Genomic DNA, 26,987 nt, shown 5'->3' on the forward strand with positions numbered 1-26,987 from the left:
GAAATATCCCGGGGAATCGCGGCCTTGCCGCGATGGGGCAGCGCCCCTATTTCACCTCGATTTCCTGTCGAAGCGCGCCGGTGATGCGATCATAGATCAGGATGCGGTCATCATCGGTCACAACCGCGAACCATCCTTCGGCGGCCGTGACCGCGTGGGCGCGTGCGCCGTCGGGCAGGGTGATGTCTTCGGGCAGGACCGGGCCACTGTCACGGAAACGGATGACAATCAGGGCAACCACCACTACAAGCCCGACAATCATCACCCCTGTCAGCCCCGTCACCATGAGGCGCAGGACCTTCAGATTTGCCGGTTCGACCGGCTCCGGAGACTGATCCATGTCCAATGCCCTTGTATCCTTCGAGATCGCGGAGAACCCGCCCAAGCGCCTTGATAAGGCGCTTTCGCGCGATGTGCCAGAGGCGGCATCCCTGTCCCGGACGCGGCTGGCGCGGTTGATCGCGGAGGGGGCGGTGCGCGTGAACGGGGTGGTTGTCAGTAATCCCAAGGCCGGGATTTCGGAGGGCGACACAGTGGAAATCTCGGTGCCGCAGGCTGAGGAGAGCCACATCGGCCCAGAGGATATTCCGTTGAACGTGGTGTTCGAGGATGGCGACCTGATCGTGATCAACAAACCTGCGGGCATGGTCGTTCATCCGGCACCGGGCACGCCGAATGGCACGCTGGTCAATGCTCTCATGCATCATTGCGGCGACAATCTTTCCGGTGTGGGCGGCATGAAACGTCCGGGTATCGTGCACCGTATCGACAAGGACACCAGCGGTCTTCTGGTGGTGGCCAAGTCCGACCCGGCGCATCAGGGGTTGGCGGCGCAGTTCGAGGCGCACAGTGTCGAGCGCTATTACCGGGCGATCTGTTACGGTGTGCCCGACGCCAACGATCCGCGCCTGCGTGGGGTGCGTGGCGTGAGTTTCGAGCCCGGCAATATCATGCGCATCAACACGCACCTTGCTCGCCACAAGACTGACCGTCAGCGGCAGGCGGTTCTGTTCGAGGGCGGGCGACATGCGGTGACGCGCGTGCGGATCGTGGAGCCGCTGGGGCAGCCTTCGGTGGCCGCGCTGGTGGAATGCTGGCTGGAAACCGGACGCACGCACCAGATCCGGGTGCATATGGCCCATGCCGGACACGGGTTGATCGGGGATCCGGTTTATGGCGGGCGGCGCAAGCTGGCGGAAAAGGCGATCGGGACATGTGGTGCGCTGGCGGCGCGCAGCTTTGCGCGTCAGGCGCTGCACGCGGCTGTTCTCGGGTTCGAGCATCCTGTCACGGGCGCGTCGTTGCGTTTCGAAGCGCCGATGCCGCAAGACATGTCGGATCTGCTTGTTGCGCTTGGGGGGGGGCAGGGGCGTTGAAGCGCGCCCTATTGCCCTAGGGCAAAAGTTGCTCCAACCCCGAAAACGGCGCCGGATTCGCCCTGAAATTGTGGGGCTGGAACGACCTGAAGGAAGGCGTTTTTGTAGTTGATCTGGATGGCGGGCAGGATGGTGATATTGCTGTTGCCCAGCGTGACGTCGAAATGGCGGGCATTGCTGCCGTAGTCGACGAAACTCAGTACTCCGCCAAAAGCGACTTTTCCGACGTCCCAGAACTTGCCCACGGATACCATGGGCGAAATCTTTTCGTAGCTGTTGAGATAGGCACCCACGCTGTAGTCAAGCGTGGCAAAGCGGTCTTCCCAAGTGAAAACGAGCCCCGGATTGAATTCATTCCAGCTGTTCTGGCCGGGATTGGGCGGCGTCAGATTGTAATGATACGACGCGAGCGGAATGTAGATTCGATCTGGACTCAACCCTTCGGCGGCTGCGCCGGATGCAATCATAAGCCCCAAAAGGGCGCCCAAATGGGGTTTCATGTCTGTCTCCTGCCCGAGATCGGACCTTTGGTCGGTGTTTTGACCCTATCAAAGGCGTGATTGCGCCCGTGAACCAGAAGAAATACCTGCATCAGCAAAAGGGCTGTGGAAGGGTAGCATTTTGGCAATACCGGGCCCATGATGCGTCAGCCTTTACACAAGTGCGTGATTTTTCCCTTGCGGTGTTGGGGGCGAGCGCAATCCGGCGATAGAATTTAACAGGAAATTAACGCAAGACGTCTTGAATGGGCGTTAGCGCTCACTAAATCCATGTTAAGGGAATAAACATTGGGAGGCCGAGAGCTTTGAGCAACTATGCGAATCTTCCCGCTCCGACACCAGAGGGCGGGCTTAATCGGTACCTTCAGGAAATCCGCAAGTTCCCCCTGTTGGAGCCGGAAGAAGAATACATGCTGGCCAAGCGCTGGGTCGAGGAACAGGACGCAGCGTCGGCGCACAAGATGGTCACCTCCCACCTGCGGTTGGCCGCCAAGATCGCCATGGGCTATCGCGGCTATGGCCTGCCGCAGGCTGAGGTGATCTCGGAAGCGAACGTGGGCCTGATGCAGGCGGTCAAGCGGTTCGACCCGGAAAAGGGCTTCCGGCTTGCGACCTATGCCATGTGGTGGATCCGCGCGAGCATTCAGGAATATATCCTGCGCTCGTGGTCGTTGGTAAAGCTGGGCACAACCAGCGCGCAGAAGAAGCTTTTCTTCAACCTGCGCAAGGCCAAGGCCCGGATCGGCGCGCTGGAAGAGGGTGATTTGCATCCCGACAACGTGGCGCGGATCGCGCATGACCTTGGTGTGACCGAAGACGAGGTCGTGTCGATGAACCGCCGCATGTCGGGCGGGGATGCATCGCTCAATGCCCAGGTGGGCAGCGACGGCGAAGGCTCGATGGAGTGGCAGGACTGGCTTGAGGATGAAAGCGCGGACCAGGCGTCGGACTATGAGGCGCGCGACGAGCTTGCTGCGCGGCGCGAGTTGCTGGCCGAGGCGATGGATGTACTTAACTACCGTGAAAAGGACATCCTGACTCAGCGCCGCCTGATGGACAATGCCGTGACCCTCGAAGAGCTGAGTGGTCAGTACGACGTGAGCCGCGAGCGTATTCGCCAGATCGAAGTGCGCGCTTTCGAGAAGCTGCAGAAGCGGATGCGCGAACTGGCGGCGTCGCGCGGGATGCTGACCTCGGCCTGACGGCTTGGCAGCTTGTTCGAAAACACATAGCCTCTTCCGCAACGGGCGGGAGAGGCTTTTTGTTGTCGTGGGATTGCGGGGTCAGTGATGAATAGCGGCGGGGTGGTTTTGCACTTGCCGGCAGGCTGGCTGCTTGATCGCAGCGAGATGCCGCCGTTTTATCGCAAGCTGCAACACGGGTTCGAGGAACTGGGAATCGGGTGCACGCTGGAAGAGGTGGATGCATCGGACCCCCGGGCGAGGATCGCCGAAGACGGGGATTTCCATATCTTCAATCACCGCCGCGTATTGCATCCGAGGGCGCTCAATGCGGGCGTGGCCTATGTCTATCCGTTCTGGAACCTCGATCCGCAGGGCATCCGGGCTCATTCCTCGATCGGGGACATGCCGTTCCGCGCACATAAGGTGGATGGTGACAAGGCGAGGGCGTTTTTGGGCAAGCTTCGTGGCCGATGGGCCGAACAGCGCCAGTCGCGCTATGCGCAGCCCGAGGACCGCGAGGACATACCGGAGAATGCCGTCGCGGTGTTCTTTCAGAGCGAAGGGCATCGCGGTGTTGACGAGACCTGTTTCATGGACCGCTGGCAGATGCTGGAGGCCACGTTGCGTGGCTGGCCGGGGCCGGTGGTGGTCAAGCCGCATCCGCGCGAGATGGAAGAGGCGGTTTTCGCGCGGTTGCTTGAGGTTCAGGCGCGTCACCCCCGACTGGTGATCAGCCAGGGCAATATTCACGACATTCTTTCGGCCTGCGTGCGGGTCGTGACCATCAACTCGGCCGTTGGGATCGAAGCCTACATGCATCGCAAGCCGGTGATCCTGTGTGGACAGACGGATTTTCACCACATTGCGGACACGGCGCGCGCACCTGACGAGTTGATCGCCCTGTTGGGCAAGGCCCCGGCGGGACGGGTCTATGCCAAGTATCTTTATTGGTATTTTCGCATGAATTGCGTGGATGCCGGGCGCGCGGATGTGGTGGGGCAGGTTGTGCGGCGGATCGAAGCAACCGGGTTTGAACTGGCGCGGGTCAACGGGGGGTAGGCGAGACATGTCGAATGAAATCGTGCGGTGGGGCATCCTTGGGGCCGCGCAATTTGCCCTGAATCACATGGCTCCGGCGATTCACGCAGCCAAGGGCGCAGAGCTTGTGGCACTGGCGACCCGGAACGGCGACAAGGCGAACGGGTTTCGGGCTTTTGCGCCGGGGCTGCGGGTGCATGAGAGCTATGAGGCTTTGTTGGCCGATCCCGAGATTGATGCGGTTTACATTCCGCTGCCGAACCACCTTCATGTAGAGTGGTCGATCCGGGCTCTGGAGGCAGGAAAGGCGGTGTTGTGCGAAAAGCCCGTTGGGATGGACGTGTACGAGATCGACCGGCTGATCGCTGTAAGGGATCGGACGGGGATGCTGGCGGCCGAAGCCTTCATGATCGTGCATCACCCGCAGTGGAAACGCGCACAGCGCTTGCTGGCAGAGGGCGCGGTCGGCGAGCTGGCTCAGGTCAACGCGGTGTTCAGCTATTTCAATGACGACGCAGGCAATATCCGCAACCAGGCCGCTGCCGGGGGTGGAGGGCTGCGCGACATCGGTGTCTATATTCTTGGCGGAACACGCTTTGCAACCGGGCAGGAACCGGCGCACCTGGATCACGCGCGGCTTTCTATGCAGGAAGGAATCGACCTTGTTGCCGAGATGGCGTTCCGGTTTCCGGGATTCGGGTTTCAGGGCTATGTCTCGACCCGGATGGCGCCGCGTCAGGAGGTGCACTTCCATGGGGACAAGGCGGTATTGAGCCTGACATGCCCGTTCAACGCAGGGGTGTTCGATCAGGCGGAGCTGCGCCTTGCGCGGAATGATAAGAGTGTTGTGGTCGAGCGGTTTCCCGGGGTGAATCAGTATGTCCTGCAGGTCGAGGCCTTTGCTCGGACCTTGTTGGATGGGGTGCCGTTCGACTGGACGCTTGAGCAGGCGCGTGGCACGCAGGCGATGATTGACGACGTGCTGGCGACTGCGGTTTGAGGGCGGGGGCGGTGCCGGGGTTTGGCCAACGCCCGCCCGCCCACCCCGTTGTCCAAACCCCGGCGGGGGATTACCCTGATCGCGAAAGGAGACTGCCATGGCCGGAGGCTGGGCGCGCGATGGCGCGGTGAGTGAACAGATCGAAGCGTCGATCAACGACGAGTTGGCGCGGATGAAGACGCGTAAGGCGCCTATGGGCGAGAGCCTGACCCATTGTGCCGAATGCGAAGAAGAAATTCCGGAGGCGCGGCGAAAGGCGATCCCCGGCGTCAAGCTGTGCATCGACTGTATGCAGGAACGCGACAGTGCGTTCAAAGCGCGCGGCGGGATCAATCGCCGGGGGTCGAAGGACAGTCAGCTGAAGTAGTCCCGTCGCGACACAGACGATCAACAGCCGTAAGAAGGGTGGGCATCCGGTGCGCGCCGTGCATCCAGCGTATGAAGGCCTTGGCGCTCTCTTGTGAGACGCCAACAGCCGTCACGTAGAGCGGATGTTTACTTTCTCCGCGTCGCAATTCCGCCTCTTGAGGCGTGTCTTTGAACCGGTTTTTGGCGACACCGATGACAGGAATTTCCTCATTCAATGCCCGGTAGAGGTGCATGCCGAGGCCATCGACCGCGTTGGGTCCGAGGGTGACATAGCCATCGATGACGACAAGGCAGGGCGGCGTTTCCATCTTTTCGAGAAGAGCGAGGATGCAAGGCAGTTCGCGTTTGTAAAAAGCGCCCGGTTCGTAAGGTGCGATGGGCGAGACAGTTGTCGTAATTGTGTCGAAAGCGGTCTCCGCTTGCCAATGCGTGAAGAGAACCGCGGCGGCGGTGGCGCTTTTGTCGCCGTCATAGTGCACGTCGATGGCCACCAGTGGACCTTCTTCGGGCTCATCCTCTTCCGCCTCCTGGCGCACAGGGGTCACTTTGCATTCGCTGGTCAGGAACCAGACCGAGGAGAGGTCCCACGGATCGATCCAGACCGGGTAGGGGTGAGCAAGGTGGCGCGGTGCGTGGGCTTTAAAACGATCGTTCCAGTAGAGGCGATACTCCTGACCTTGCCATGTGAATCGAAAGTCATGGTAGACGAGTGCGGGTAGCGGAGTACGCTCGCTCGACATGAGCTTGTCCGCCGTGGTGATGGATCCGGCGTAGTAATCTGTGCCGTGATGGCGGGCATCGAGTTTTTTGCGAAAGCGAAGAGGGGCGCCGCGAAGGCGGGGCAAAGGGGCCAGAAGCCAGATGAGAAAAGAGCGGAATGGGTTCAAAATGAAGAGGGTGCGGCAATTTCAGAAGCGATGGTCATTAAGCAAAAACCGGACAGGTTTTTCAACCTGTCCGGCATGACAAATCCGGTCAATTTGCCAATCGCACGCACCATTGGGCAGGTGCGATGGGAGATTTAGGCTTCCATCGCCTCCAACTCGTCGATCATATCCGAGATCATCGACAGGCCCTTGTCCCAGAATTTAGGATCGGACGCATCAAGGCCGAAGGGCGCCAGCAATTCCTTGTGGTGCTTGGAGCCGCCTGCCTTGAGCATGTCGAAATACTTGTCCTCGAAGCCCGGCGCGCCGGACGCATAGACGGCGTAGAGCGCGTTCACGAGGCCGTCGCCGAAGGCATAGGCGTAGACGTAGAAGGGCGAGTGAACGAAATGCGGGATATAGGCCCAGAAAGTCTCATAGCCTTCCATGAAGTCGAACGCCTCGCCAAGGCTTTCGGCCTGAACCGACATCCAGAGCGCGTTGATGTCGTCTGGGGTCAGCTCGCTTTCGCGGCGCGCGGCGTGCAGTTTGCATTCGAAATCATAGAACGCGATCTGGCGCACGACCGTGTTGATCATGTCCTCGACCTTGCCTGCGAGCAGAACCTTGCGTTGTTCCGTGGTCTCGGCAGTTTCGAGCATCTTGCGGAAGGTGAGCATTTCGCCAAAGACGGACGCTGTTTCTGCTAGGGTCAGTGGGGTCGATGAGAGCATTTCGCCCTGTTCGGCGGCCAGCACCTGGTGCACGCCATGGCCCAGTTCGTGGGCAAGGGTCATCACGTCGCGCGGTTTGCCGAGGTAGTTCAGCATCACGTAGGGGTGCACGTTGGTGACGGTCGGGTGGGCAAAGGCGCCGGGGGCCTTGCCGGGTTTCACGGCGGCGTCGATCCAGCCTTTGTCGAAAAAGGGCTCGGCAAGATCGCCCATACGCGGGTCAAAAGCGGTGTAGGCGTCCATCACCATCTTGCGCGCCTCGTCCCACGAGATTGTGCGCGGGTCTTCCATCGGCAGGGGTGCGTTGCGGTCCCAGACCTGCATGCGGTCCAGACCCAGCCACTTGCGTTTCAGCTCGTAATAGCGGTGCGAAAGCTTGGGGTAGGCGGCGACCACGGCGTCGCGCAGGGCCTCAACCACCTCGGGCTCGACGTCATTGGACAGGTGGCGCCCGGTCTGGGCAGTCGGCATGTTGCGCCATCGGTCGACGACCTCCTTCTCCTTGGCGGCGGTGTTGTGCACGCGGGAGAAGATCTTGATGTTGTCGCTGAAGACGCGCGCCAGTTCATGGGCCGCTGCTTCACGTTTGTCTCGGTTGGGATCGGTGAGGAAGTTGAGAGTGCCTTCGATGTTGTATTCCTCGCCTTCCACTTCGAAGGTAAGCCCGGCGATGGTTTCGTCAAACAGACGCTCCCACGCGTCGCCAACCACGCCGAGGTCATGCAGAAAGCGCTCAAGCTCGTCCGAAAGCTGGTAGGGCTTCATGGCGCGGATGCGGCGGAAGACCGGTTCATAGCGGGCGAGATCGGCGTTTTCCGCAAATGCCGCGCTGAGTTTTTCGTCTTCGAGCCGATTGAGTTCGAGTGTGAAAAACACCAATGGCGTCGAGAAATTCGTCAGTTTTTCCTGACAGTTGGCCATAAATTGCGCGCGTTCGGCATCGGTGGTGAGCTGGTAATAACGCAGGCCCGCATAGGACATGATGCGCCCCGAAACCTGCGAAATCTTTTCGTTGCGCTGCACGCAGGTCAAAAGATCGGCCGCGGAGAGTTCGGCCAGCTTGCCTTCGTAGTCGGCGGCAAAGGCGGCGCATTCGGATTCGAGCCACTCGAGATCGGCCAGAAGCTCGGGCGCGTCGTCGCCGGTGTAGAGGTCACTCAGGTTCCATTCGGGCAGGTTGCCCAGTCCCTCCGAACCGCTGGTCGGGTTGGCGTCACGGACGGGGAAGGGAAGGTGCAGCATGAGGGGCTCCTGTTCAGGCAACTGTTTCGTGACAGATAGGCAGAGGGGCGAGCTAGGTTCAAGGGGCAAGGGGGCGTTGCCCCCGTCGCAGACAAGCTGCGACTCCCCCAGGGTACTTGGGGAAAAAGAAAGTCGGGATCAGCGGTGGGCGTCGAACAGGTCGCAGATCTGGTCGAAAATGACATCGCGCTTGGCCTGTGTTTCCATCAGCACTTCATGTTCGCCGCCGGGGACGAGCTCGAGACTTCCGTTGGGCCAGCGCTGCATGCGGTCGTGGACGGCAGCGGAATCGACGATCTTTTCGGCGTCTCCCAGGAAGGTAATGCAGGGATAGTCCGGAGAGGGCTGCATGCGCAGGGTCTTGGTTTCCCGCAGCGCCTCGTGCAGCCAGTGCAGGCTGGGTCCGCCAAGCGCGAGGTCGGGATAGGCGTGCATCTGATCCTGCATGTAGCGATACATGTCGGGATCGGTGGTCAGGGTGTTGCCCTCGAAGGGGGCATCGAGCACATAGGTTTGAGCGCTGGTGCCGGGGGCGTAGCGGTGTCCCTGGCCCGTGCGGGAACTTGCCCAGGACATGGCCCAGGCCGCGGGGCGCATCAGGGCGGATAGCTGAATGCCGAACATCGGTCCGGAAAAGACGGCGGCGTTGACCGGCAGGCCTTCCATCAGCGCGCGCAGGCCGATGCAGCCGCCCATGGAGTGGGCCACGACATACCAGGGCTTGGGGCAGTCCAGCTGTTCGGCGGCTTCGAGAATTGCGGCCACGTCCTGTTGGTAGTCGGTGAAGTTCTGGACATAGCCGGAGCGGCGGTCATCGATCAGGCGGTCTGCCAGACCCTGTCCGCGCCAGTCGACCGATACCTGCGCGTATCCGCGGGCGGCAAGATCATGTGCGGAGCGTCCGTATTTCTCGATATATTCGGTGCGACCGGGGAACAGGAAAACCGTTCCCCGCGCGTCTTCCTTGGCCCAATATGCCATACGAATGCGGACGCCATCTTCGCAATGCAACCACCAGGCCCGTGCTTCAGGGCCGTCGGCGACGTCATGATAGAAGGGGGCGTCGCGCAGGTGCATCAGGCGAGGACCGAGCCAAGACGCATGGCGGCGCCCATGTCGCCGTCGACGGTCAGCTTGCCGGACATGAAGGCGGCGGTGGGGTTCAGTTCGCCGTCGAGTATCGACTGGAAGGTTTCGACATCGGCCGACAGGGTCACGTCGGTGTCTTCATCTGAGGCGCGCACGCCGTCCGAATCGATCACGATGGCGCCTTCGCCTTCGATCTCGAACTTGGCGGAGCCATCGAACGCGTCACCGCTCAGTTTTTCTTGCAGGGCGGCCACGGCGGCCGATACGATATCGCTCATGTGCTTGATCCTTCACTTTGTCGTGCACATCTTGGGTTTCATGCGTGCACAGGCTACAATGATTTACGTTATGGTCAACTTGAAGCGTTATCTCAAACCTGTCGTCACGGCATGTAGCCTGTTCGCGATATTTTTGCAACCTTCGGTTGTTCTTTCGCAGCAAGGTGCGCTTGTGGACGAGGATGTTCCCGCTCTGCTGCTGCAACTGCGCGATGCCGAACCAGCACAGGCGGAAACCATTGCCGAGCGGGTGCGCCGGGCGTGGAGCCTGTCGGGGTCGGCCACGGCGGACTATCTTCTTAGACGTGGCCGCAAAGCGATGGAGCTGGGAGAAGCAGCGACTGCGGTTGAGCATTTCACGGCGCTCGTCGATCACGCGCCCGGATTTGCGCAGGGTTGGGCGGAACGGGCCCGGGCCTATTTCGCGCTCGACCTTTATGGTCCGGCCGTCGGGGATTTGGAGCAGGCGCTGGCGCTCAACCCCGAACATTTCGAGTCGATCATGGGGTTGGCGGTGATCCTTGATTCCATGGGGCGCAACGCGGATGCCTACGAAGCGTACCTGCAGGTCAAGGCTATACATCCCCATCAACCGGGCCTAACAGAGGCTTTGACGCGACTCGAGCCACTGGTTCGGGGCAGCGAACTGTAAGACGCGCAACGACCAGAACGGGCAGCATATCATGGCCGGGGAACGGCAAATCACGGCGGTGTTGGGTCCGACCAATACGGGCAAGACGCATTATGCCATCGAGAGGATGCTGGGATACCGGACCGGGGTGATCGGCCTGCCGCTGCGGCTTTTGGCGCGCGAGGTCTATGACCGGATTGTTGCCGTGCGCGGCCCGTCCGTGGTGGCGCTGGTGACAGGGGAAGAGCGGATCGTGCCGCCCCGCACGCAATATTGGGTCTGTACCGTAGAGGCGATGCCCGAGGGGATCGGGCCAGATTTTCTTGCCATTGACGAGATCCAGCTTTGTGCGGACCCCGAGCGCGGGCATGTCTTCACGGATCGCCTTTTGCGGGCGCGGGGAACGCAGGAGACGCTGTTCCTTGGCTCGGATACGATGCGCGGCGTGATTACAGATCTGGTGCCCGGGGTCCAGTTCGTGCGGCGCGAGCGGATGTCGACGCTGAGCTATTCGGGGCCGCGCAAGATTTCGCGGATGCAGCCGCGTTCGGCTATCGTCGGCTTCTCGGTCGACAATGTCTATGCCATCGCCGAACTGATCAGGCGCCAGAAAGGCGGCGCGGCTGTGGTGATGGGCGCGCTCAGCCCGCGTACGCGTAACGCGCAGGTCGAAATGTATCAGAACGGAGATGTCGATTTTCTTGTAGCCACCGATGCGATTGGCATGGGGCTGAACCTTGATATCGACCACGTCGCATTTTCATCTTTGACCAAATTTGACGGACGGCGCATGCGCCCGCTGGCGCCCAATGAACTGGCCCAGATTGCCGGGCGGGCAGGCCGAGGTATGAGCCATGGCACTTTTGGCGTGACCGGAGAGGCGCCAGCATTGCCCGATGAGGTGGCCGAGGCGATCATGGAGCATCGCTTTACGCCGATCCGCAAACTGAACTGGCGCAATGCGCGGCTTGATTTCGGCAGTATTGACGCGCTGATTTCATCGCTGGAAACGGCGCCGGACGACATGTTACTGATGAAGGCGCGCGAGGCAGACGACCTGATGGCGCTCAAGGCGCTGGAGAAACAGGCGGAGATTCGCGCACGGACCAGTGACGGTGCTTCGGTCAAACTGTTGTGGGATGTGTGCCGGATTCCCGACTTTCGGGGCATCAGCCACGCCGAACATGCGGGTATGATCGAGAGTATTTTTTGCGATCTGCATGAACGGGGTCGGGTGCCGGACGACTGGATGGCGCGGCAGGTACGGCGATTGGACCGGACAGATGGCGATATTGACACGTTGTCGAAAAGATTGGCGTTTATCCGCACGTGGACATATGTCGCGCAGCGCAAAGGCTGGGTAAATGACGAAAACCATTGGCGCGACGAGACTCGCGCTGTAGAAGACCGCCTGTCGGATGCGTTACATCAGCGTCTGACTCAAAGATTTGTGGACCGGCGCACATCCGTGTTGCTGCGCCGGCTCAAACAGAAGGAGGCCCTTTTGGCCGAGGTAAACGACAAGGGTGAAGTGACCGTTGAGGGCGAATTCGTCGGACGGCTCGAGGGGTTCCGTTTCAGCGCGGACAAGGCAGAAACCGGGCAGGAGGCCAAGACGTTGCGCCAGGCGGCGTTGCAGTCGCTGGTGCCCCAGTTCCATTTGCGGGCAGACCGGTTCTATAACGCGCCCGATACCGAAATCGACTTTACCGAGCAGGGTGGCCTGATGTGGGGCGAGCATGCCGTAGGCAAACTGGTTGCCGGGGCAGAGCCGATGAAGCCGATGGTCGAAGTGTTTGTCGACGAGGAAGCCGGGGCCGATGTTGCGCAAAAGGTGCAGCGCCGCCTGCAACACTTCATCGACCGTAAGGTCGCCGCGCTGTTCGAGCCGCTGTTGAACTTGAGCCGGGACGAAGAGCTGTCCGGTTTGGCGCGGGGCTTTGCGTTCCGCATGGTCGAGAACCTCGGGATCATTCCGCGCGGCGACGTTGCCGACGAGGTCAAGGAGCTGGATCAGGATGCGCGCGGCGCGCTGCGCAAGCACGGGATCCGGTTCGGTCAGTTCACGATCTTCATGCCGCTGTTGCTAAAGCCGGCACCGACGCGGCTGCGCCTGGTGCTGTGGTCGCTGGCCAATGGATTGCAGGAATTCCCCGAAGCACCGCCCCCAGGGCTGGTGACTGTACCGTCCGGGCAGGGCCTGCCGCGTGGCTATCATGCGATGTCGGGTTATCGTGCCGCTGGTGAACGGGCGATCCGCATCGACATGCTGGAACGTCTTGCCGATATGCTGCGCGTTGAAGACAGCCGTGGCGGGTTCGAGGCCAAGGCCGACATGCTGTCGATCACCGGCATGACGCTGGAACAGTTTGCCGACCTGATGCAGGGCCTTGGCTACCGGGCCGAGAAGGGTGAGCGCGAGAAGGTGAAGATCGTGGTCGAAGCTGCGCCCGAGACCGAAAAGGCAGAAGATGCCTCGGCAGAAGCGGTCCCTGAGGCAGAGGTCGCCGAAGACACAGCGGCCGAGGTGGCTGTTGTGGAAGCCGCGCCCGAAGTGGAAGCCGCAGAGCCGGAAGTGCCGGAGATGGAGGTTTACTACACCTTCACGTGGGCAGGCCGCCAGAACACCCGTGGCCCACGCCGCGGTGGTCAAGGGCGCCGTGACCAAGGGGGTACGCCGCGTGGCAAGGGCGGTAAACCACAGGCCAAAGGTGGCAACGCCAAGGGCAAGGGGCCGCGCCGCGATGGCGGGACCAAACAGTATCAGGCGCGCCCGCCCAAGCAGGATAAGATCGACCCGGACAACCCCTTTGCCGCAGCGCTGATGGGGCTGAAGTCCAAGGACTGAGGCGTGAGCGCGCCGAGTCCGAAGCAACGCCTCGACAAGTGGCTCTGGCAGGCCCGGTTCTTCAAAACCCGCAGCCTGTCAGCCAAGCTGGTGACGGGGGGCCATGTGCGGGTCAATAGCGCCAAGGTCTCCAAGGCCAGCCATGGTGTCGTGGCTGGCGATGTGCTGACTTTTCCCCAAGCCAGGCGTGTGCGTGTGATCCGGGTTTTGGCGCTTGGAGAGCGGCGTGGCCCTGCGAGCGAGGCGCAAACCCTGTATGAAGATTTGACGCCGGAACAGGAAAGCGTTCCGCGCGCGCCGGGTGCAGGGGAAAAAGGGCGCCCAACCAAGCGAGATCGTCGCAGTCTTGTTTCTTTGCGCGCTTCGCGTCTTGAAGATTAGGGCAGGCTGATTTAGGCAGGCTGTCAAACCAGATGGGAATGAGCTGAGCCATGACCTATATCGTCACTGAAAATTGCGTTGCCTGCAAATACACCGACTGCGTCGAAGTCTGTCCGGTGGATTGCTTTTATGAAGGCGAGAACTTTCTCGTGATTCACCCTGATGAATGCATCGACTGTGGTGTTTGCGAGCCCGAGTGCCCTGCGGACGCGATCCGCCCGGATACCGAACCGGACATGGAGAAATGGGTCGAGTTCAACCGCAAGTATTCGGAAATCTGGCCGGTGATCATCACCAAGAAAGATCCGCTGCCTGACGCGGATGAACGCGATGGCGAACCCGGAAAGATGGAAAAATACTTCTCGGAAGCGCCGGGCGAAGGTGGTTGACCCTAGGTCACTTAACCGATTCGCGCAGATTCTCGGCCTCCGGTACCACGGAACAGCCTCTAAAAGGCTGAAAAAAATGGAATAATGCCCTTCCTTTGGCTGTTAAGCTTTAAAGGGGGCGTTTTTCGTGTTATATTTCCTTTACAAAGGAAATAACTGCCTGCGAGCCATCCCTGCGCTTTTGCCAAGGGTGGCTTTTATTACCAGAGGACATACCGTTTCGGAAAACCCAGTTTCCCGAGCGCGTATTTTTGTCTGGTTCGAATGGTGCGTATCTTAGGAAGGATAGCATGACGAAAGCCAAGAAGAACGAATTCCGCCCGAATGACTATGTTGTGTATCCGGCCCATGGTGTGGGTCAGATCGTGTCGATCGAGGAACAGGAAGTGGCCGGCATGGAGCTGGAACTGTTCGTGATCTCGTTCGAGAAAGACAAGATGACGTTGCGGGTGCCCACCAACAAGGCGACCGAGATCGGCATGCGCGGACTGAGCTCGCCGGATGTGGTGAGCCAGGCGATGAAAACCCTGAAGGGTAAGGCCAAGGTCAAGCGGGCGATGTGGTCGCGTCGCGCTCAGGAGTATGAACAGAAGATCAACTCGGGCGACCTGATCGCAATTGCTGAAGTGGTGCGCGACCTGCATCGCAACGACGATCAGCGTGAACAGAGCTATTCTGAGCGTCAGCTTTATGAAGCCGCGCTGGAGCGTCTCACGCGCGAAGTGGCTGCCGTGGCTGGTGGTGACGAGGTTGCCGCTGCCAAGCAGGTAGACGAAGTGCTGGTCTCGCGCGCGGCCTGAGTCCGTTCGCAGCCCCAGATTTTGGCCGTCCCGGTACCGGAACGGCCTTTTTCTTTGCCGCCAAATACTTGCGCGAATTGACCCGGGCCTGTTTAGTTTCCTGATGGAGACTCTCAAAGACAGAATTTGCGAACTATATACTGGCGAAAGCATCGTGTCGGTGCGCTTTCGCTATGCGTTGATCCTGTTTGATGCGATCACGATATTCTTTTTCATTGGTACGGCGCATCTGCCCCATGGCCCGTGGCTGATCGGGTTGAGCCAGTTTGTCGGTCTTTTTATTCTGGCCGATTTCATGGCGCGCTTGTGGATCGCCGAGGATCGCAAGGCGCATTTCATGCACCTCTATACCCTGGCCGATCTCGTGGTGATCGTAACGCTGTTCCTCGATCCGTTCCTGTCGGGCAATGTCGCGTTCCTGCGCGTGTTGCGGGGGCTGAGGCTAATTCACTCTTACCAGTTGATGAACGATCTGCGCCGGGACAGCCGATTTTTTCGGGATCACGAGGAAACGGTGATCGCGTCGGTGAACCTGTTCGTGTTCATCATGGTGACAACCACGACGATTCTGGTGTTTTTCCTAGATCTTGAGACAACCGAGACGCCCTATATCGATGCGCTCTATTTCACTGTAGCAACGCTGACCACGACGGGGTTCGGGGATATCACCATGCAAACGCCGGGCGGGAAGCTGTTTTCTGTCGCGGTGATGGCGATTGGCGTTGCGCTGTTCGTGCGGCTGGCGCAGGCCATTTTCCAGCCGCGCAAGGTACGGTGCGAATGCCCGAGCTGCGGGTTGATGAAGCACGATCCCGACGCGGTGCATTGCAAGCATTGTGGGGCCACGATTCATATCGAGACCGATGGGCTTGTCTGAGCGTCAGGAGGCCAGTGCGAACAGCAAGGTGATTTCGCAGATTTGCTGGGTTGCGCCCATAACATCCCCGGTTTGTCCGCCAATCTTGCTTTGGGCGATTGCGCGACAGGCCGCGGCGGCCAAAAGCACAAGCGGGACCAGAACAAGTACCGTAAGGCCGGTGAGAGCCACCGTCGCGCCGATAGCGAGTAGAGCCGCGACAAGGGCGGTCAGGGGGGCAGGGCGGCCTTGTGCGTGGCTGAGGCCCGTTTCGCGGGCATGGGGCAGGCTGGTCATCAGGGCGGGCATGGCCGCGCGTGAAAGCATCGCAACGGCGACAAGCTCCCAGATCCATCCTGTGGACTGAAGGATAATTGCGACGGCCCCCCAGCGCGCAATCAGCGACAGGCAAAGGGCAATCACGCCATAGGCACCGATCCGGCTGTCCTTCATGATCTCGAGACGCCTGGCGCGTTCCCAGCCTCCCCAGAACCCATCGGCGCAGTCCGAAAGACCGTCTTCATGCATGGCCCCGGTCAGGATGACGTTGGCGGCAAGCCAGACCAGCGCGGCAAGCGTTGGCGGCACCCCAAGCGATAGAGCAAGCGCCGTCGGCAGGGCGGCAAGGGCCGCAACCACAGCGCCGGTCAGGGGATAGGCCCACGCCGCCTGCGCGCCGCGCGAAAAATCGGCACGGACCGGTAGTCGGGACAGGAGAGCAATGGCGGTGAGAATATCGCCTGCGCGGAACGTGGTGTCGGGTCTGGACATGGGTGTGTCTATTTCCTGCCTTGTCGGGCGTTGGCAATCAGGTAAACAGCGCAGAACCAAAGAGATCAACAGGAGCTTTGCCATGTCTGCCGACTTTTCCACCCTTGCCGCGTTTCGTGACCTGCTTCTGGCCGCACCGGGCATTGACCAGAAGGCGCAGGGCGGGGCGGAAGAGCGCAATGGGCAGTTGACCAAGCCTCCGGGTGCGCTGGGGCGGCTGGAAGACATGGCGATCTGGTATGCGGGCTGGCGCGGCAATCCGCGCCCCGAGATCAACGCGCCGCAGGTGATCGTGTTCGCTGGCAACCATGGCGTGACTGCACAGGGCGTATCGGCCTTTCCTGCCGAAGTGACCGAGCAGATGGTGCTGAACTTTCAACATGGCGGCGCGGCGATCAACCAACTGAGCAAGGCGGCGGGGGCGTCGCTTGATGTGCATGCCCTGTCACTTGACACACCGACGGCGGATTTCACCCAAGGTCCTGCGATGAGTGAGGAAGAGGTTGTCGTGGCGCTGGCCACCGGCTGGGCGGCCGTCGACGCGGATGCCGACTTGCTGGTCGTGGGTGAGATGGGGATCGGCAATACCACTTCGGCGGCGGCCATTGCCCACGCGCTCTATGGCGGCGCGGCAGAGGATTGGGTTGGCCGCGGCACCGGCGTGGACGATGCTGGGCTTGCCAACAAGGCACGCGTGGTGCGCGAAAGTGTGGCTGCCAACTCCGGCAAGGATGGGCTTGAGGTGCTGCGATGCCTCGGGGGGCGCGAATTGGCGGCGATGGCGGGAGCGATTGCGCGCGCCCGCAGCCTGCGTATTCCGGTAATTCTTGACGGGTTCATCTGCACGGCGGCAGCCGCGACCCTTGAGGCTGCGGTACCGGGGGCGCTGGACCATGCAATTGCCGGTCATGCGAGCGCTGAAGCGGCGCATGGCGCCGTGCTCGACAAGCTGGGTAAGGCGCCGGTTCTGCAACTCAACATGCGCCTTGGCGAAGCTTCCGGCGCGGCGGTAGCGATCAATGTGTTGAAGGCGGCGGTGGCGTGCCATTCAGGCATGGCCACCTTCGCCGAGGCGGGCGTTTCGGACGGCTAAGCGCCTCTAGGGGTGCTGTTCGTCTTTCTCTTCGTCCTGAGCCAATAGGCGCGCCTCGAGCTCGGTTTCGAGCTCGCGGGCGCGTTTGACATAGGCCGCGTTCTGCGCCGATGGGATATCGGGACGCCAGAGTTCCGCAAGTTCCTGCACCGAATATCGGTCGTGTTTGTAGAAGATCTGTTCGGCGCGAGCGGCCTCGTATTCGTTGAGACCCATGTTTTCGAGCACATAGCGTCCCGCGCGCAACGAACTGTCAAACATCTCGCGAACAATGTCATCGGCCCCGGCTTGGTAGAGGCGGAAAACCTGACCGCGGTCGCGGGCACGGGCGACGATGTGAATGTCGGGCCGTTCACGGCGCACGTATTCCACCAGTTTCAATGCGGCTTCCGGGTTGTCGAGTGCCACGACGAGGACGTGTGCCTCTCCCAAGCCTGCAGCATGCAAGATTTCGGGACGGGTTGGGTCGCCGAAGAACCCTTTGACCCCGAAGCGCCGCATGTTCTCGATGGTCCGGATGTCATGGTCGAGAACCACGGTCTGGAACCCGGCTGAGCGTACCAGGCGGTTCACGATCTGCCCGAAACGCCCAATGCCAGCGATGATCACGGGGCCGCGTTCGTCGATCTCGTCCTCTTGGGGCGCGGGAGCATCAGAATGGTCGCCAAAATGCTTGGAAAGCAGGTCATATAGGATGAAGAGAAGCGGCGTGATCAGCATTGTCAGCGCCACCACTAGCAAGAGCCTCTCGGCGGCCCAGCCCGGCAACACATTCTGCTGCGAGGAAAAGGAGATCAGGACAAAGCCGAATTCCCCGGCCTGTGCAAGGCTGAGCGTGAAAAGCCAGAGGTCGCGCCTTCGCAGGCCAAAAGCGCGCCCGATCAGGAAGAGGATTGCCGCCTTGAGAGCGATGATGCCCACGGCAAGGCTGATGATCTGGGCCGGAGAGCGGGCGAGAACCTGAAAGTCAATCTGGGCACCGACAGTGATGAAGAACAACCCCAGCAACAGCCCTTTGAAAGGTTCGATGTCACTTTCCAGTTCGTGCCGAAACTCTGAGTTCGCCAGAAGAACGCCTGCCAGAAACGTGCCGAGCGCCGGCGACAGGCCGACCAGTTCCATCAAGAGAGCAATGCCAACCACGATCAGTAGTGCGAGTGCGGTGTACATCTCGGGCAGTTTGGCCGCATGGATGAAGCGGAACACGGGGCGGGTGAGGTACATTCCCCCAATCACGATCACCGAGACCGCCCCGATGGTCACGAGGGTCACCCCCCAGCCGGGCAGCCCTTCGACGAGGGACATCCCGTGCTCGGCATGTGTTGCGCTAGGTTTAATGATCGAGCCATCTGCCGCGATCTGGTGGACTTCGGCCATTGCAAACAATGGCAGGATCGCGAGCATCGGAATAACGGCGATATCTTGCGTCAGAAGAACCGAGAATGCGGATCGCCCGCCGCCCGTTTGCATCAGTCCCTTTTCAGAAAGGGTTTGCAGAACGATCGCGGTTGAGGACAGGGCAAAGATCATGCCGATCGCGATCGAGGAGTTGAAGGTCATGCCCATCGCCATGGCTACAACGACAACAGCGCCCCCAGTGAGCCCGATCTGCAGTCCGCCCAGTCCGATAAGCTTGTCTCGCATGGCCCAGAGCGCACGCGGGTCAAGTTCAAGGCCGATCAGGAACAGCATCATCACCACGCCGAATTCCGCATAGTGCAGCAGATCGTCGGCCTGATGTGTGCCGACGAGGCCGAAGACCGGGCCAATCAGGATGCCGGCAGCGAGATAGCCAAGCACGGATCCCAGCCCTAGGCGGGCCGCAATGGGCACGGCGATGACCGCCGTCATCAGGAAGATCGTCGCCTGATAGAGTACGCTTTCCATAATCAGTCCTGTTTCGCGCCGATCAGGTCGGCAGGGGGGCGTCGCGTTTGGGTTGATCCATGACGATCTGGCTTTGCACGCGACTGACGGCCGGGTGGGGCAAAAGGATTTCGTGAATCAACCTGTTCAACGCATTCAGGTCGCTACAATAGACACGCAGCAGATAATCCGCATCCCCCGTCAATGTCCATGCGCTCACGACCTCAGGGCGGGTGCTGATCAACGTGGCAAAACTGCGCCCTTGCTCGGGGCGATGCGTTCCCAATTGCACCTGAATAAACGCCTGCACATGCAGGCCGACGCGGTCCGGGTCCAGTCGGGCGAAATAACCCTGTATATAACCTTCGGCCTCAAGGCGCTGACGGCGGCGCCCGGCCTGGCTGGGCGACAGGTTGAGAATCTCGGAGAGTTCCAATGCGGTCAGGTGCGCATTTTTCTGCAATGCGGACAAAAGGCGGATATCTGTCTGATCAAGCATGCGTCTTCTTTGCGGCATTTTTTCAAATTATGCGTAATTTGCGCGTTCCATGTCAAATACGCACGTCACTTCGCGGAGAAACCGCGCGAAGAAGCGCGTATCTTTCCATCAGCGAACAAACATGCCCCCGACACACATCAAAAGGAGACGCGACATGGGACCTTTCCCGCATGACGCCCCGCGCGCCGAGATTTCCGATTTCAACCCTGCCGGAACCGATGGGTTCGAATTTGTCGAGTTTGCTCACCCGGAGCCGCAGGAGTTGCGCGAGTTGTTTGCGCGCATGGGCTTTGTGCACGTAGCCAACCACAAGGCCAAGGCGGTTGAACTGTGGCAGCAGGGCGATGTGACCTATATTCTCAACAACGACCCGGGCAGCTTTGCCGCGCGTTTCGTGGAGGAGCACGGCCCCTGCGCCCCGTCCATGGGCTGGCGTGTGGTGGATGCGCAGAAAGCTTATGAGCATGCGATTTCCAAGGGTGCCGAAGCCTATGACGCCGGAGACAAGACGCTGGACTGGCCTGCGATCAAGGGGATCGGTGGCAGCTTGCTTTACTTCTCCGACCAGTATTTCGACACGTCGCCCTATAACGAAGAGTTCGACTGGATCACCACGTCAAAACCGGAAGGGGACGGGTTCTATTACCTCGACCACCTGACCCACAACGTGTTCAAGGGCAACATGGACAAGTGGTTCAAGTTCTATGGCGACCTGTTCAACTTCCGCGAAATCCGCTTTTTCGACATTGAAGGCAAGTTCACCGGGTTGTTTTCACGCGCGCTGACCTCGCCCTGCGGCAAGATCCGTATTCCGATCAACGAGGATCGCGGTGAAACCGGTCAGATCGTGTCCTACCTCAAGAAATACAACGGTGAAGGCATCCAGCATATCGCCGTGGGAACCGATGATATCTACGAAGCCACCGACAAGATCGCGGCCAAGGGTCTGAAGTTCATGCCTGGCCCGAACGAAGCCTATTACGATCTCAGCTATGAGCGCGTTGTCGGCCATGATGAGCCCAAGGACCGGATGATGAAACACGGTATCCTGATCGACGGTGAAGGTGTCTTGAATGGCGGTGAAACCAAGATCCTGCTGCAGATTTTCAGCAAGACCGTGATCGGTCCGATCTTCTTCGAGTTCATTCAGCGCAAGGGCGATGACGGGTTCGGTGAAGGCAACTTCAAGGCACTGTTCGAGTCGATCGAACGCGAACAGATCGAATCCGGCGAGATTAAAGCTGCGGAATAAATCCGGTCCAACCGGAGGGAGGGGAGCGCCGTCCGCCGAGAGGTGGGCGGCGTTTTTCGTCTCGTCACATCGAGACTTGATTGGAACCGCAACCTGGGAAAGGCTGGTGGCGCACTGGGAGGCGATTATGACTGAAGCACCACTTGAAAAGGCATTTGTCACCGTCAATGGCAAGCGCATGGCCTGTGCCGAGATGGGGCAGGGCGATCCGATCCTGTTTCTGCATGGCAACCCGACCTCGTCCTACTTGTGGCGCAACATTGTACCGTATGTATCTGATCTTGGCCGGCTCATCGTGCCCGACCTGATCGGCATGGGGGACAGCGACAAGCTGGATGATGTCGGCACAGAAAGCTATCGGTTTATCGAACACCGTGCCTATCTGGACGGGCTGCTGAAGCAGGTGATTGGGAACACGGGCAATGTCACGCTTGTGATCCACGATTGGGGTTCCGCGCTTGGGTTTGACTGGGCCAACCGCCATCGCGACCGCGTGCGCGGCATTTGCTACATGGAAGGTATCGTGCGTCCAGTAACGTGGGACGAGTGGCCAGAGCCCGCCAAACCGATTTTCCAGGCCTTTCGCTCGGATGCAGGTGAGGAAATGATCCTCGAGAAAAACCTTTTCATCGAAGTGGTGCTGCCTGGTTCCATCTTGCGCAAGCTGACCGAAGCTGAGAGGGCCGAGTATCGTAAGCCCTTTGCCGATCGGGGCGAAGGGCGGCGACCTACGCTGACATGGCCGCGGCAGATCCCGATAGATGGGGAACCGTCGGACGTCACTGCGATTGTTCAGAGCTACGCGGACTGGATGGCCGAAAACGATCTGCCCAAGCTATTTGTCAACGCCGAGCCGGGGGCGATCCTGATCGGCGCGCCGCGGGCGTTTTGTCGTGGGTGGAAGAACCAGACCGAGGTCACAGTTGCAGGGAGCCACTTCATTCAGGAGGACAGCCCCGATGAAATCGGGGCGGCGTTGCGCAATTGGATGAGGACACTTTAGGCAGGGCTGTAAAGACCGGGCACCAGTCCTTCGGCAGCCGCTTTGATCGTTTCCGGGGCGGTGCCGGGCGCAAGGGGCGCACCGTAGTGGACATCATAGTTTCCGCCCAGTTTCGAAAGCAGCTCGGACACGTAACGCAGCGACGCCACCTCGCGCCCGAAGTCATCATTGCCCCCGCTGAGCACCCGGCCAAGACGGCGCGTGCGGTAATAATGGCGCGAGTTGCGCATGTCAGCAGAGGCGGGGATTATGGGGGCGCCGCATTCTTGCGACATGCGGGTGACACCCATCCGCCAGGCTGGCTCTACCAGCAGCCCGTCGCGCATATCCGGCACCCGCCCCGACCCGAAGATCAGCAATGCGCCTTCGTTTTCCACATGGGCTTTCATGGCGGCGCGTGTTGTGCGCGCGGACAGCGCGTTGTTGTTGCGATCCAGGTCGACCGGGATCAACAGGTCAGGGCCAAGAAATCGCTCGGCCTCGCGATTGGCAACGACCTTGAGATCGGGGCGATGTTTCAGCAAGGCCCCGGCGTGGGCAATGAAATCGAATGTGCCGACCGGATGGGTGGCCCCGATGACCACGCGGCCCGTGCGCGGAACATGGTGGAGGCCATGGGCCCCGATGGTTGTACCCCCTTTCATTTCAAGAAGCGCCCAGACCAGATCGGTGCCGACACGCCCATCGAGTGCGATCAGGGTTTGTTCAGTTTCGCGCAGGGCAAAGAAAGCCTGGCCGGTAAAGGCCCGGTTGCCGATGTCGACCACGCTCATGAGCACCCGAAGCGCCTTGATCCGCAGGTTGGCACCTTGGGACAGGCGCAAGCGCGTGCGCAAGAGTTCGTCCATCGGGGAAGGGGGCTTCTGTTGTGCCAAGGTCGTGCCGTCGTTCCAATGTGGTCTGCGCAAACTAGCACGGCGGTTTGCGTGCCTGCATCCCCCAATATGCGGGTCCCTAGCCTTTGGGCATTTTCAGAACGATATTGCGACCGGATTTGACGTAGCGCAGTTCCTGTTCACCGATTGCGGCGACTTTGCCGCCGTCGATCCGGTCTCCCACCTGAACCTTGCGATAACGGCCATTCGCCAGTCGCACCAGCGCGCGGCGGTTGTTGCTTGTTCCATAGACGCCGATCAGGTTGATCTTGTTCAGGTTGATCGCGTTTTGGATCGTGGCCTGACGGGCAACTGACGCGGTGGTCGGAATCTTGGGGGTGATGGTGGCAGCTGCAGGCGTGGCGACAACCGCTTCGGTCGGTTTGCTGCGCTGCGCCAGTTGGGCGATGTTGCTTGGCCGCTGACGCGGACGCAGCGACGAGGCTACCGCCAGCGCGGTCGGGGTGTTGTCGTTTTCCGCAGCGTCTTTCTCGGTGCTCGGGCGCGGTTTGGGGCGAATGCGCCCAAGCTCTGCACGCGATCGCCCACCAAGTGTTGCCCGCTCGTTGCTCTCCACGAGATCGCCGGGGCGGAAACGCGGGCGGATCGAGGCGAGGCGTTGCTCATCTTCACGTGACAGGGCGCGCCCGTCAGCTTCGGCGCGGTTGGGCAGGCTCGCAGGCAGAACAGGCGGGCGGCCCAGATAGACCATGACGCCATCCGGGTTCAGGGTTCCTTGCGCGCTGGCTACTACGAGGCCCCGCTCGTCCAGATCAAACCGGGTGCCTGGCCCAACCGGGTTCAACTGTGCATTCAGCGGCTGGTCCACAAGAAACCCTTTCGGGTCGGGAAGAGCCACGGCGTCCTGTGCGATCAGGACCCGGTCAATGGAGGTGGCATAAAGGTCATCCGTGCTTCCAGCCGTGGGGGTCTCCGGCGGTTGCGGCGCACGTTCCCAGATGCCGGTGACGGCATAGCGGGCCTCAGCCTCGTTTTCGCTCAGCACTGTCGGGTGAACGCTGTCCTCCATCGCTTCAATTTCGGCGCTGTCGGTGATGCTGTCCGGGGCGGCTGGCGTCAGGATGTCCGTGGCGAGTGCGTCAGTAGACAGTGCGCTGGGGTCGGTCCCCGCCATGTTTTCCTCAGCGGGCGTTTGAGAAGCCGCGCTGTCGTGGACCGGGGCGGTGTCCTCATCCGCGATCACCGATGCTTCGGGATCAAGCAGCACGATCTGGTTTCGGTCTCCGCGGCCAAACAACCCGGCGACCCCGTCTTCCAGAAACAGGGCAGCCCAAAGCGCGACCGCGGCGAGGAACAGCAAAAGCACGGCGGTCATGATCAAGCCGAGGTACTTGGGCTTGCCTCCCACGGACTGGCCGGTGCGTGCCCCAAAGACAGTCAGCCGCTGTTGTTCGCTGTCAGTGTTTTGAGTGCCCTGCGTCTCACTGTGATTTGCGGGCGGAGCGGGCCTTTTCTTGGGCTTGGCCGCATTCTTGGTCCTTTGACGGCGGCTAACAAACCCGCCGTCATCTTCTGCGCTCTCTTCTTTGACGTGGGACTCGGTTTGCGCGGAGTCTGCCTTCAGCCCGGCAACGACCTTGGCCGGATCAAATCGCAGGCTGCGGCTCGCGGTGGGACCGGAGTCTCCGGGTATGCCGGGTGCGTTGGTGCCCTGCGCGGTGCGGCTCGCGCCCCCCAAGGTGGTTTTCGAGGCCGTCTCCGGTGTCTCTCGTTGTGCGCGGATCGACGCAAAGGCGACCGGGGCGGCTGAGTCTGTCGACTGGCCCTCGGCTTTTGCAGGGGTGCCGTCGGATATATCGTTCGATGCTGGCGTGGCGGCACTGTCGGTCGAAGCGCTTGCCTCGGGTTCAGCGATTTCACGCGCGCTGGCTACCGTCTTGACGGGTGGGCTAGGAAGCGGTTCGGGCTCCGGGTCTGGCAGGTCGCCGCTTGCAACGATGCGGATCGGTCTCGGGTCCGGCTTGAGCTGCGCACTCTTCAGGAGAGCCGGCGCCGCCTTGGTCGGGCCGAAATCTGGCGCCGCATCAAAATCGTCTTCGGGCGGCATCGCGGTAAAACAGACCGGGTTGAATGCGTGTTCCGTGGCGAAAGCTTCGGCCTCCTCCAACGTTTCCCGCGCAACAGCGGCGACTTGGGTGTTTCGGCCAACTGCGTGAATGTCGAAGGCAAGTTGGTCCGCACGGTAGGGCGTCGACTCTTCCAGCGCCACCAGTGCAGCATCCCGTCGCTTGGCGTCGCGGGCCCGCCCGGTATCCAGAGACAGGTATTTGATCTGATCGTTGGGCAGTATCACCGCCGTGACGAACGGCCCATTGGCAACCGCCTCGCCCTTGGCGCGTAGCTTCTCAAGATCTCCCGCGAGATCCTCGGTATCCAGCGTTACTTCGCCCAGCAAATGCCAGCCCCCGGCACGCCGTGTGAGCAGGCCGATCCCTTCAAATGAAAGCGATAGAGCGAAATCCGGTTTCATGTATCGGGTCTAGCATCCGAAATGGGCAGAAAGGAGTCCTCAGCGAGGAGTTCAAGGATTTATAGCAAGTTATTGCCAAAGGGGAAGAAAAAGCCGCGCCACCTGTGGGTTGTCGCGCGTGGACCACTAGATGATGGGGTGACTGCGGTCAGGAGCCGATCCGGGGGCGCTCTGCGAATGTCATTCAACAAAAAAGGCGCGCCGTTTTCAGTTGGCGCGCCTCACTTTTGGGTAAGTGGATCAGGCGTGAGCCTTGGCCAGCGCCTGATCAAGATCGGCAATCAGGTCCGCAGCCGTTTCGATCCCGATCGAAATGCGCACCACGTTCGGGCCTGCACCTGCGGCTTCCTGTTGTTCCGGGGTGAGCTGACGGTGTGTGGTCGAAGCCGAATGGATCACCAGCGAGCGGGTGTCACCAAGATTGGCTACGTGGCTAAAGATTTCGAGGCTGTCGACGAATTTGACACAGGCGTCATACCCCCCCTTGAGGGCCACGGTGAACAGGCCGCCCGCACCTTTGGGACAAATGCGTTCTACACGGTCATGATAGGGCGAAGAAGGCAGGCCCGCATAGGTCACGTAGTCCACCAGGTCATGCTGTTCCAGCCACCCGGCAACTGTCTTGGCGTTTTCAACATGGCGTTCCATGCGCAGCGACAGGGTTTCGATACCCATGAGCGTGTAATGCGCTGCCTGTGGGTTCATCGTCATGCCCAGATCACGCAACCCGATGGCGATGCCGTGGAAGGGAAAGGCCAGCGGGCCGAAGGTTTCGTGGAACTTGAGCCCGTGATAGGCGGGTTCGGGTTGGGACAGCGACGGGAACTTGTCCGAAGCCGACCAGTCGAATTTGCCCGAATCCACGATGCAGCCGCCGGTGACGGTTCCGTTGCCGGTCAGGTACTTGGTGGTGGAGTGCACCACCAGCGTCGCACCAAGGCTGATCGGGTTGCAGAGGTAAGGCGTGGCCGAGGTGTTGTCCACGATCAGCGGCACACCGGCGGCATCCGCGACGCCCGCGAGTGCTTCGATATCCGAGATGTAGCCGCCGGGGTTGGCGATGGATTCGCAGAAAACCGCACGGGTGTTTTCATCGATGGCATCACGCACCGCGTCGAGATCGTCTGTGTCCACGAACTTGGCCGACCAGCCGAAGCGCTTGATGGTCTGACTGAACTGGGTGACGGTGCCGCCATAAAGACGGGTAGAGGCCACCACGTTGCAGCCCGGACCCATCAGTGGGAACAGTGCCATGATCTGTGCCGCGTGGCCCGAAGAGCAGCAAACCGCGCCCACGCCGCCTTCCAGGGTTGCAATGCGTTCCTGCAGCACCGCGACGGTGGGGTTGGTCAGGCGGGAATAGATGAAACCGACTTCCTGTAGATTGAAGAGGGCGGCTGCATGTTCGGCATCGCGGAACACGTAGGCCGTGGTTTGGTAGATCGGCGTCTGGCGTGCGCCGGTGGCCGGATCCGGGCGTGCGCCCGCGTGAATTTGCAGCGTGTCAAAACCATGTGTGGGTGCGTCGGACATTCGGAAAAACCTCCCTGAGACAA

The 26,987-nt window shown here is 60.7% G+C and carries 27 protein-coding genes; 15 read left to right on the top strand and 12 right to left on the bottom strand.

What is annotated here, in order from left to right; all coding sequences use genetic code 11:
• Window positions 1-46 precede the first annotated feature (46 nt).
• The gene (locus ACS3QZ_RS01280; RefSeq protein WP_456036208.1) at window positions 47-340 is read right to left on the bottom strand and encodes a DUF6476 family protein; all 294 of its coding nucleotides are present in this window, start codon (window positions 338-340) and stop codon (window positions 47-49) included.
• On the opposite strand from ACS3QZ_RS01280, the gene ACS3QZ_RS01285 reads away from it, so the two are divergent.
• Window positions 339-1,376 carry an RluA family pseudouridine synthase gene (locus ACS3QZ_RS01285; protein ID WP_456036209.1) on the top strand — a complete coding sequence of 346 codons (1,038 nt, stop codon included), beginning with the start codon at window positions 339-341 and terminating at the stop codon, window positions 1,374-1,376. The two genes, ACS3QZ_RS01280 and ACS3QZ_RS01285, sit on opposite strands and share 2 nt — an antisense overlap.
• 8 nt (window positions 1,377-1,384) lie before the next feature.
• Here ACS3QZ_RS01285 and ACS3QZ_RS01290 read toward each other — a convergent pair whose 3' ends face one another.
• Window positions 1,385-1,876 carry a hypothetical protein gene (locus tag ACS3QZ_RS01290; protein WP_456036210.1) on the bottom strand — a complete coding sequence of 164 codons (492 nt, stop codon included), beginning with the start codon at window positions 1,874-1,876 and terminating at the stop codon, window positions 1,385-1,387.
• 305 nt (window positions 1,877-2,181) lie between these two features.
• Here ACS3QZ_RS01290 and rpoH point away from each other — a divergent pair, with 305 nt between their 5' ends.
• The 4 genes from rpoH to ACS3QZ_RS01310 all read left to right on the top strand — a co-directional run bounded on the left by rpoH (window position 2,182) and on the right by ACS3QZ_RS01310 (window position 5,465).
• Window positions 2,182-3,078 (top strand): RNA polymerase sigma factor RpoH, encoded by an 897-nt coding sequence (gene rpoH / locus ACS3QZ_RS01295; protein ID WP_456036211.1) that lies wholly within the window; start codon window positions 2,182-2,184, stop codon window positions 3,076-3,078.
• A gap of 87 nt (window positions 3,079-3,165) precedes the next feature.
• The gene (locus ACS3QZ_RS01300; RefSeq protein ID WP_456036212.1) at window positions 3,166-4,119 is read left to right on the top strand and encodes a capsular polysaccharide export protein, LipB/KpsS family; all 954 of its coding nucleotides are present in this window, start codon (window positions 3,166-3,168) and stop codon (window positions 4,117-4,119) included.
• A 7-nt stretch (window positions 4,120-4,126) separates the two neighbouring features.
• Window positions 4,127-5,098 carry a Gfo/Idh/MocA family protein gene (locus tag ACS3QZ_RS01305; protein WP_456036213.1) on the top strand — a complete coding sequence of 324 codons (972 nt, stop codon included), beginning with the start codon at window positions 4,127-4,129 and terminating at the stop codon, window positions 5,096-5,098.
• A gap of 97 nt (window positions 5,099-5,195) precedes the next feature.
• On the top strand, window positions 5,196-5,465 hold the full coding sequence (locus ACS3QZ_RS01310; RefSeq protein ID WP_456036215.1) for a DksA/TraR family C4-type zinc finger protein: 270 nt from the start codon (window positions 5,196-5,198) through the stop codon (window positions 5,463-5,465).
• On the opposite strand, the gene ACS3QZ_RS01315 is transcribed toward ACS3QZ_RS01310, so the two are convergent.
• Window positions 5,428-6,207, bottom strand: a complete 780-nt coding sequence (locus ACS3QZ_RS01315; protein ID WP_456036216.1) for an endonuclease V — start codon at window positions 6,205-6,207, stop codon at window positions 5,428-5,430. The genes ACS3QZ_RS01310 and ACS3QZ_RS01315 overlap by 38 nt on opposite strands.
• A 48-nt stretch (window positions 6,208-6,255) precedes the next feature.
• Here ACS3QZ_RS01315 and ACS3QZ_RS01320 point away from each other — a divergent pair, with 48 nt between their 5' ends.
• The gene (locus ACS3QZ_RS01320) at window positions 6,256-6,492 is read left to right on the top strand and encodes a hypothetical protein (RefSeq protein WP_456036217.1); all 237 of its coding nucleotides are present in this window, start codon (window positions 6,256-6,258) and stop codon (window positions 6,490-6,492) included.
• Here ACS3QZ_RS01320 and ACS3QZ_RS01325 read toward each other — a convergent pair.
• The 3 genes from ACS3QZ_RS01325 to ACS3QZ_RS01335 all read right to left on the bottom strand — a co-directional run bounded on the left by ACS3QZ_RS01325 (window position 6,489) and on the right by ACS3QZ_RS01335 (window position 9,676).
• Window positions 6,489-8,309: a M3 family oligoendopeptidase gene (locus ACS3QZ_RS01325; RefSeq protein WP_456036218.1), complete on the bottom strand. Its 1,821-nt coding sequence runs from the start codon at window positions 8,307-8,309 to the stop codon at window positions 6,489-6,491. The two genes, ACS3QZ_RS01320 and ACS3QZ_RS01325, sit on opposite strands and share 4 nt — an antisense overlap.
• A 138-nt stretch (window positions 8,310-8,447) precedes the next feature.
• Entirely contained in the window at window positions 8,448-9,386 is a 939-nt protein-coding gene (locus ACS3QZ_RS01330) for an alpha/beta fold hydrolase (protein WP_456036219.1), read from the bottom strand.
• Window positions 9,386-9,676: an SCP2 sterol-binding domain-containing protein gene (locus tag ACS3QZ_RS01335; protein WP_093093158.1), complete on the bottom strand. Its 291-nt coding sequence runs from the start codon at window positions 9,674-9,676 to the stop codon at window positions 9,386-9,388. Before ACS3QZ_RS01335 ends, ACS3QZ_RS01330 begins: the two co-directional genes overlap by 1 nt.
• A 70-nt stretch (window positions 9,677-9,746) precedes the next feature.
• Here ACS3QZ_RS01335 and ACS3QZ_RS01340 point away from each other — a divergent pair, with 70 nt between their 5' ends.
• From ACS3QZ_RS01340 to ACS3QZ_RS01365, 6 genes are all read left to right on the top strand, one after another.
• Window positions 9,747-10,328, top strand: a complete 582-nt coding sequence (locus ACS3QZ_RS01340; RefSeq protein WP_456036220.1) for a tetratricopeptide repeat protein — start codon at window positions 9,747-9,749, stop codon at window positions 10,326-10,328.
• A 31-nt stretch (window positions 10,329-10,359) separates the two neighbouring features.
• Window positions 10,360-13,155, top strand: a complete 2,796-nt coding sequence (locus tag ACS3QZ_RS01345) for a helicase-related protein (protein ID WP_456036221.1) — start codon at window positions 10,360-10,362, stop codon at window positions 13,153-13,155.
• A gap of 3 nt (window positions 13,156-13,158) precedes the next feature.
• A complete protein-coding gene (locus ACS3QZ_RS01350) occupies window positions 13,159-13,536 on the top strand; it encodes an RNA-binding S4 domain-containing protein (RefSeq protein ID WP_456036222.1) in 378 nt (125 codons plus the stop codon).
• Between the two features lie 50 nt (window positions 13,537-13,586).
• Window positions 13,587-13,925, top strand: coding sequence for a ferredoxin FdxA (fdxA, locus tag ACS3QZ_RS01355; protein WP_093093152.1), 339 nt, complete (start codon window positions 13,587-13,589; stop codon window positions 13,923-13,925).
• Window positions 13,926-14,215: 290 nt separating this feature from the next.
• Window positions 14,216-14,725 (top strand): CarD family transcriptional regulator, encoded by a 510-nt coding sequence (locus ACS3QZ_RS01360; RefSeq protein WP_093093150.1) that lies wholly within the window; start codon window positions 14,216-14,218, stop codon window positions 14,723-14,725.
• Window positions 14,726-14,828: 103 nt separating this feature from the next.
• Window positions 14,829-15,602, top strand: a complete 774-nt coding sequence (locus ACS3QZ_RS01365) for a potassium channel family protein (RefSeq protein ID WP_456036223.1) — start codon at window positions 14,829-14,831, stop codon at window positions 15,600-15,602.
• A 3-nt stretch (window positions 15,603-15,605) separates the two neighbouring features.
• Here ACS3QZ_RS01365 and ACS3QZ_RS01370 read toward each other — a convergent pair whose 3' ends face one another.
• The gene (locus ACS3QZ_RS01370; protein ID WP_456036224.1) at window positions 15,606-16,352 is read right to left on the bottom strand and encodes an adenosylcobinamide-GDP ribazoletransferase; all 747 of its coding nucleotides are present in this window, start codon (window positions 16,350-16,352) and stop codon (window positions 15,606-15,608) included.
• A gap of 82 nt (window positions 16,353-16,434) precedes the next feature.
• On the opposite strand from ACS3QZ_RS01370, the gene cobT reads away from it, so the two are divergent.
• Entirely contained in the window at window positions 16,435-17,445 is a 1,011-nt protein-coding gene (gene cobT, locus ACS3QZ_RS01375) for a nicotinate-nucleotide--dimethylbenzimidazole phosphoribosyltransferase (RefSeq protein WP_456036225.1), read from the top strand.
• Window positions 17,446-17,451: 6 nt separating this feature from the next.
• Here cobT and ACS3QZ_RS01380 read toward each other — a convergent pair whose 3' ends face one another.
• A complete protein-coding gene (locus ACS3QZ_RS01380) occupies window positions 17,452-19,332 on the bottom strand; it encodes a monovalent cation:proton antiporter-2 (CPA2) family protein (RefSeq protein ID WP_456036226.1) in 1,881 nt (626 codons plus the stop codon).
• A gap of 22 nt (window positions 19,333-19,354) precedes the next feature.
• Window positions 19,355-19,810 carry an Lrp/AsnC family transcriptional regulator gene (locus ACS3QZ_RS01385; RefSeq protein ID WP_456036227.1) on the bottom strand — a complete coding sequence of 152 codons (456 nt, stop codon included), beginning with the start codon at window positions 19,808-19,810 and terminating at the stop codon, window positions 19,355-19,357.
• A gap of 154 nt (window positions 19,811-19,964) precedes the next feature.
• Here ACS3QZ_RS01385 and hppD point away from each other — a divergent pair, with 154 nt between their 5' ends.
• Window positions 19,965-21,062 carry a 4-hydroxyphenylpyruvate dioxygenase gene (hppD, locus tag ACS3QZ_RS01390; RefSeq protein WP_456036228.1) on the top strand — a complete coding sequence of 366 codons (1,098 nt, stop codon included), beginning with the start codon at window positions 19,965-19,967 and terminating at the stop codon, window positions 21,060-21,062.
• A 127-nt stretch (window positions 21,063-21,189) separates the two neighbouring features.
• Complete coding sequence (locus ACS3QZ_RS01395; protein ID WP_456036229.1) at window positions 21,190-22,065, top strand: haloalkane dehalogenase; 876 nt, start codon at window positions 21,190-21,192, stop codon at window positions 22,063-22,065.
• Here ACS3QZ_RS01395 and ACS3QZ_RS01400 read toward each other — a convergent pair.
• From ACS3QZ_RS01400 to ACS3QZ_RS01410, 3 genes are all read right to left on the bottom strand, one after another.
• Window positions 22,062-22,913, bottom strand: coding sequence for a lysophospholipid acyltransferase family protein (locus ACS3QZ_RS01400; RefSeq protein WP_456036230.1), 852 nt, complete (start codon window positions 22,911-22,913; stop codon window positions 22,062-22,064). The genes ACS3QZ_RS01395 and ACS3QZ_RS01400 overlap by 4 nt on opposite strands.
• A 106-nt stretch (window positions 22,914-23,019) precedes the next feature.
• Window positions 23,020-25,431, bottom strand: a complete 2,412-nt coding sequence (locus tag ACS3QZ_RS01405) for a hypothetical protein (protein ID WP_456036231.1) — start codon at window positions 25,429-25,431, stop codon at window positions 23,020-23,022.
• Window positions 25,432-25,671: 240 nt separating this feature from the next.
• Complete coding sequence (locus ACS3QZ_RS01410; RefSeq protein WP_456036232.1) at window positions 25,672-26,964, bottom strand: O-acetylhomoserine aminocarboxypropyltransferase/cysteine synthase family protein; 1,293 nt, start codon at window positions 26,962-26,964, stop codon at window positions 25,672-25,674.
• Window positions 26,965-26,987: the final 23 nt, after the last annotated feature.

Source organism: Shimia sp. W99 (assembly GCF_053851455.3).

Excerpts from the sequence above, each read along its gene's own strand:
- fdxA (WP_093093152.1), top strand. The coding sequence starts at position 13,587 with ATGACCTATATCGTCACTGAAAATTGCGTTGCCTGCAAATACACCGAC.
- ACS3QZ_RS01290 (WP_456036210.1), bottom strand. The coding sequence starts at position 1,876 with ATGAAACCCCATTTGGGCGCCCTTTTGGGGCTTATGATTGCATCCGGC.
- cobT (WP_456036225.1), top strand. The coding sequence starts at position 16,435 with ATGTCTGCCGACTTTTCCACCCTTGCCGCGTTTCGTGACCTGCTTCTG.
- ACS3QZ_RS01340 (WP_456036220.1), top strand. The coding sequence starts at position 9,747 with ATGGTCAACTTGAAGCGTTATCTCAAACCTGTCGTCACGGCATGTAGC.
- ACS3QZ_RS01370 (WP_456036224.1), bottom strand. The coding sequence starts at position 16,352 with ATGTCCAGACCCGACACCACGTTCCGCGCAGGCGATATTCTCACCGCC.
- ACS3QZ_RS01410 (WP_456036232.1), bottom strand. The coding sequence starts at position 26,964 with ATGTCCGACGCACCCACACATGGTTTTGACACGCTGCAAATTCACGCG.
- ACS3QZ_RS01335 (WP_093093158.1), bottom strand. The coding sequence starts at position 9,676 with ATGAGCGATATCGTATCGGCCGCCGTGGCCGCCCTGCAAGAAAAACTG.
- ACS3QZ_RS01310 (WP_456036215.1), top strand. The coding sequence starts at position 5,196 with ATGGCCGGAGGCTGGGCGCGCGATGGCGCGGTGAGTGAACAGATCGAA.
- ACS3QZ_RS01285 (WP_456036209.1), top strand. The coding sequence starts at position 339 with ATGTCCAATGCCCTTGTATCCTTCGAGATCGCGGAGAACCCGCCCAAG.
- ACS3QZ_RS01400 (WP_456036230.1), bottom strand. The coding sequence starts at position 22,913 with ATGGACGAACTCTTGCGCACGCGCTTGCGCCTGTCCCAAGGTGCCAAC.
- ACS3QZ_RS01365 (WP_456036223.1), top strand. The coding sequence starts at position 14,829 with ATGGAGACTCTCAAAGACAGAATTTGCGAACTATATACTGGCGAAAGC.
- ACS3QZ_RS01330 (WP_456036219.1), bottom strand. The coding sequence starts at position 9,386 with ATGCACCTGCGCGACGCCCCCTTCTATCATGACGTCGCCGACGGCCCT.
- ACS3QZ_RS01395 (WP_456036229.1), top strand. The coding sequence starts at position 21,190 with ATGACTGAAGCACCACTTGAAAAGGCATTTGTCACCGTCAATGGCAAG.
- ACS3QZ_RS01345 (WP_456036221.1), top strand. The coding sequence starts at position 10,360 with ATGGCCGGGGAACGGCAAATCACGGCGGTGTTGGGTCCGACCAATACG.
- ACS3QZ_RS01385 (WP_456036227.1), bottom strand. The coding sequence starts at position 19,810 with ATGCTTGATCAGACAGATATCCGCCTTTTGTCCGCATTGCAGAAAAAT.
- hppD (WP_456036228.1), top strand. The coding sequence starts at position 19,965 with ATGGGACCTTTCCCGCATGACGCCCCGCGCGCCGAGATTTCCGATTTC.
- ACS3QZ_RS01325 (WP_456036218.1), bottom strand. The coding sequence starts at position 8,309 with ATGCTGCACCTTCCCTTCCCCGTCCGTGACGCCAACCCGACCAGCGGT.
- ACS3QZ_RS01300 (WP_456036212.1), top strand. The coding sequence starts at position 3,166 with ATGAATAGCGGCGGGGTGGTTTTGCACTTGCCGGCAGGCTGGCTGCTT.
- ACS3QZ_RS01360 (WP_093093150.1), top strand. The coding sequence starts at position 14,216 with ATGACGAAAGCCAAGAAGAACGAATTCCGCCCGAATGACTATGTTGTG.
- ACS3QZ_RS01305 (WP_456036213.1), top strand. The coding sequence starts at position 4,127 with ATGTCGAATGAAATCGTGCGGTGGGGCATCCTTGGGGCCGCGCAATTT.
- ACS3QZ_RS01380 (WP_456036226.1), bottom strand. The coding sequence starts at position 19,332 with ATGGAAAGCGTACTCTATCAGGCGACGATCTTCCTGATGACGGCGGTC.
- ACS3QZ_RS01315 (WP_456036216.1), bottom strand. The coding sequence starts at position 6,207 with ATGTCGAGCGAGCGTACTCCGCTACCCGCACTCGTCTACCATGACTTT.
- ACS3QZ_RS01280 (WP_456036208.1), bottom strand. The coding sequence starts at position 340 with ATGGATCAGTCTCCGGAGCCGGTCGAACCGGCAAATCTGAAGGTCCTG.
- ACS3QZ_RS01405 (WP_456036231.1), bottom strand. The coding sequence starts at position 25,431 with ATGAAACCGGATTTCGCTCTATCGCTTTCATTTGAAGGGATCGGCCTG.
- ACS3QZ_RS01320 (WP_456036217.1), top strand. The coding sequence starts at position 6,256 with ATGGCGGGCATCGAGTTTTTTGCGAAAGCGAAGAGGGGCGCCGCGAAG.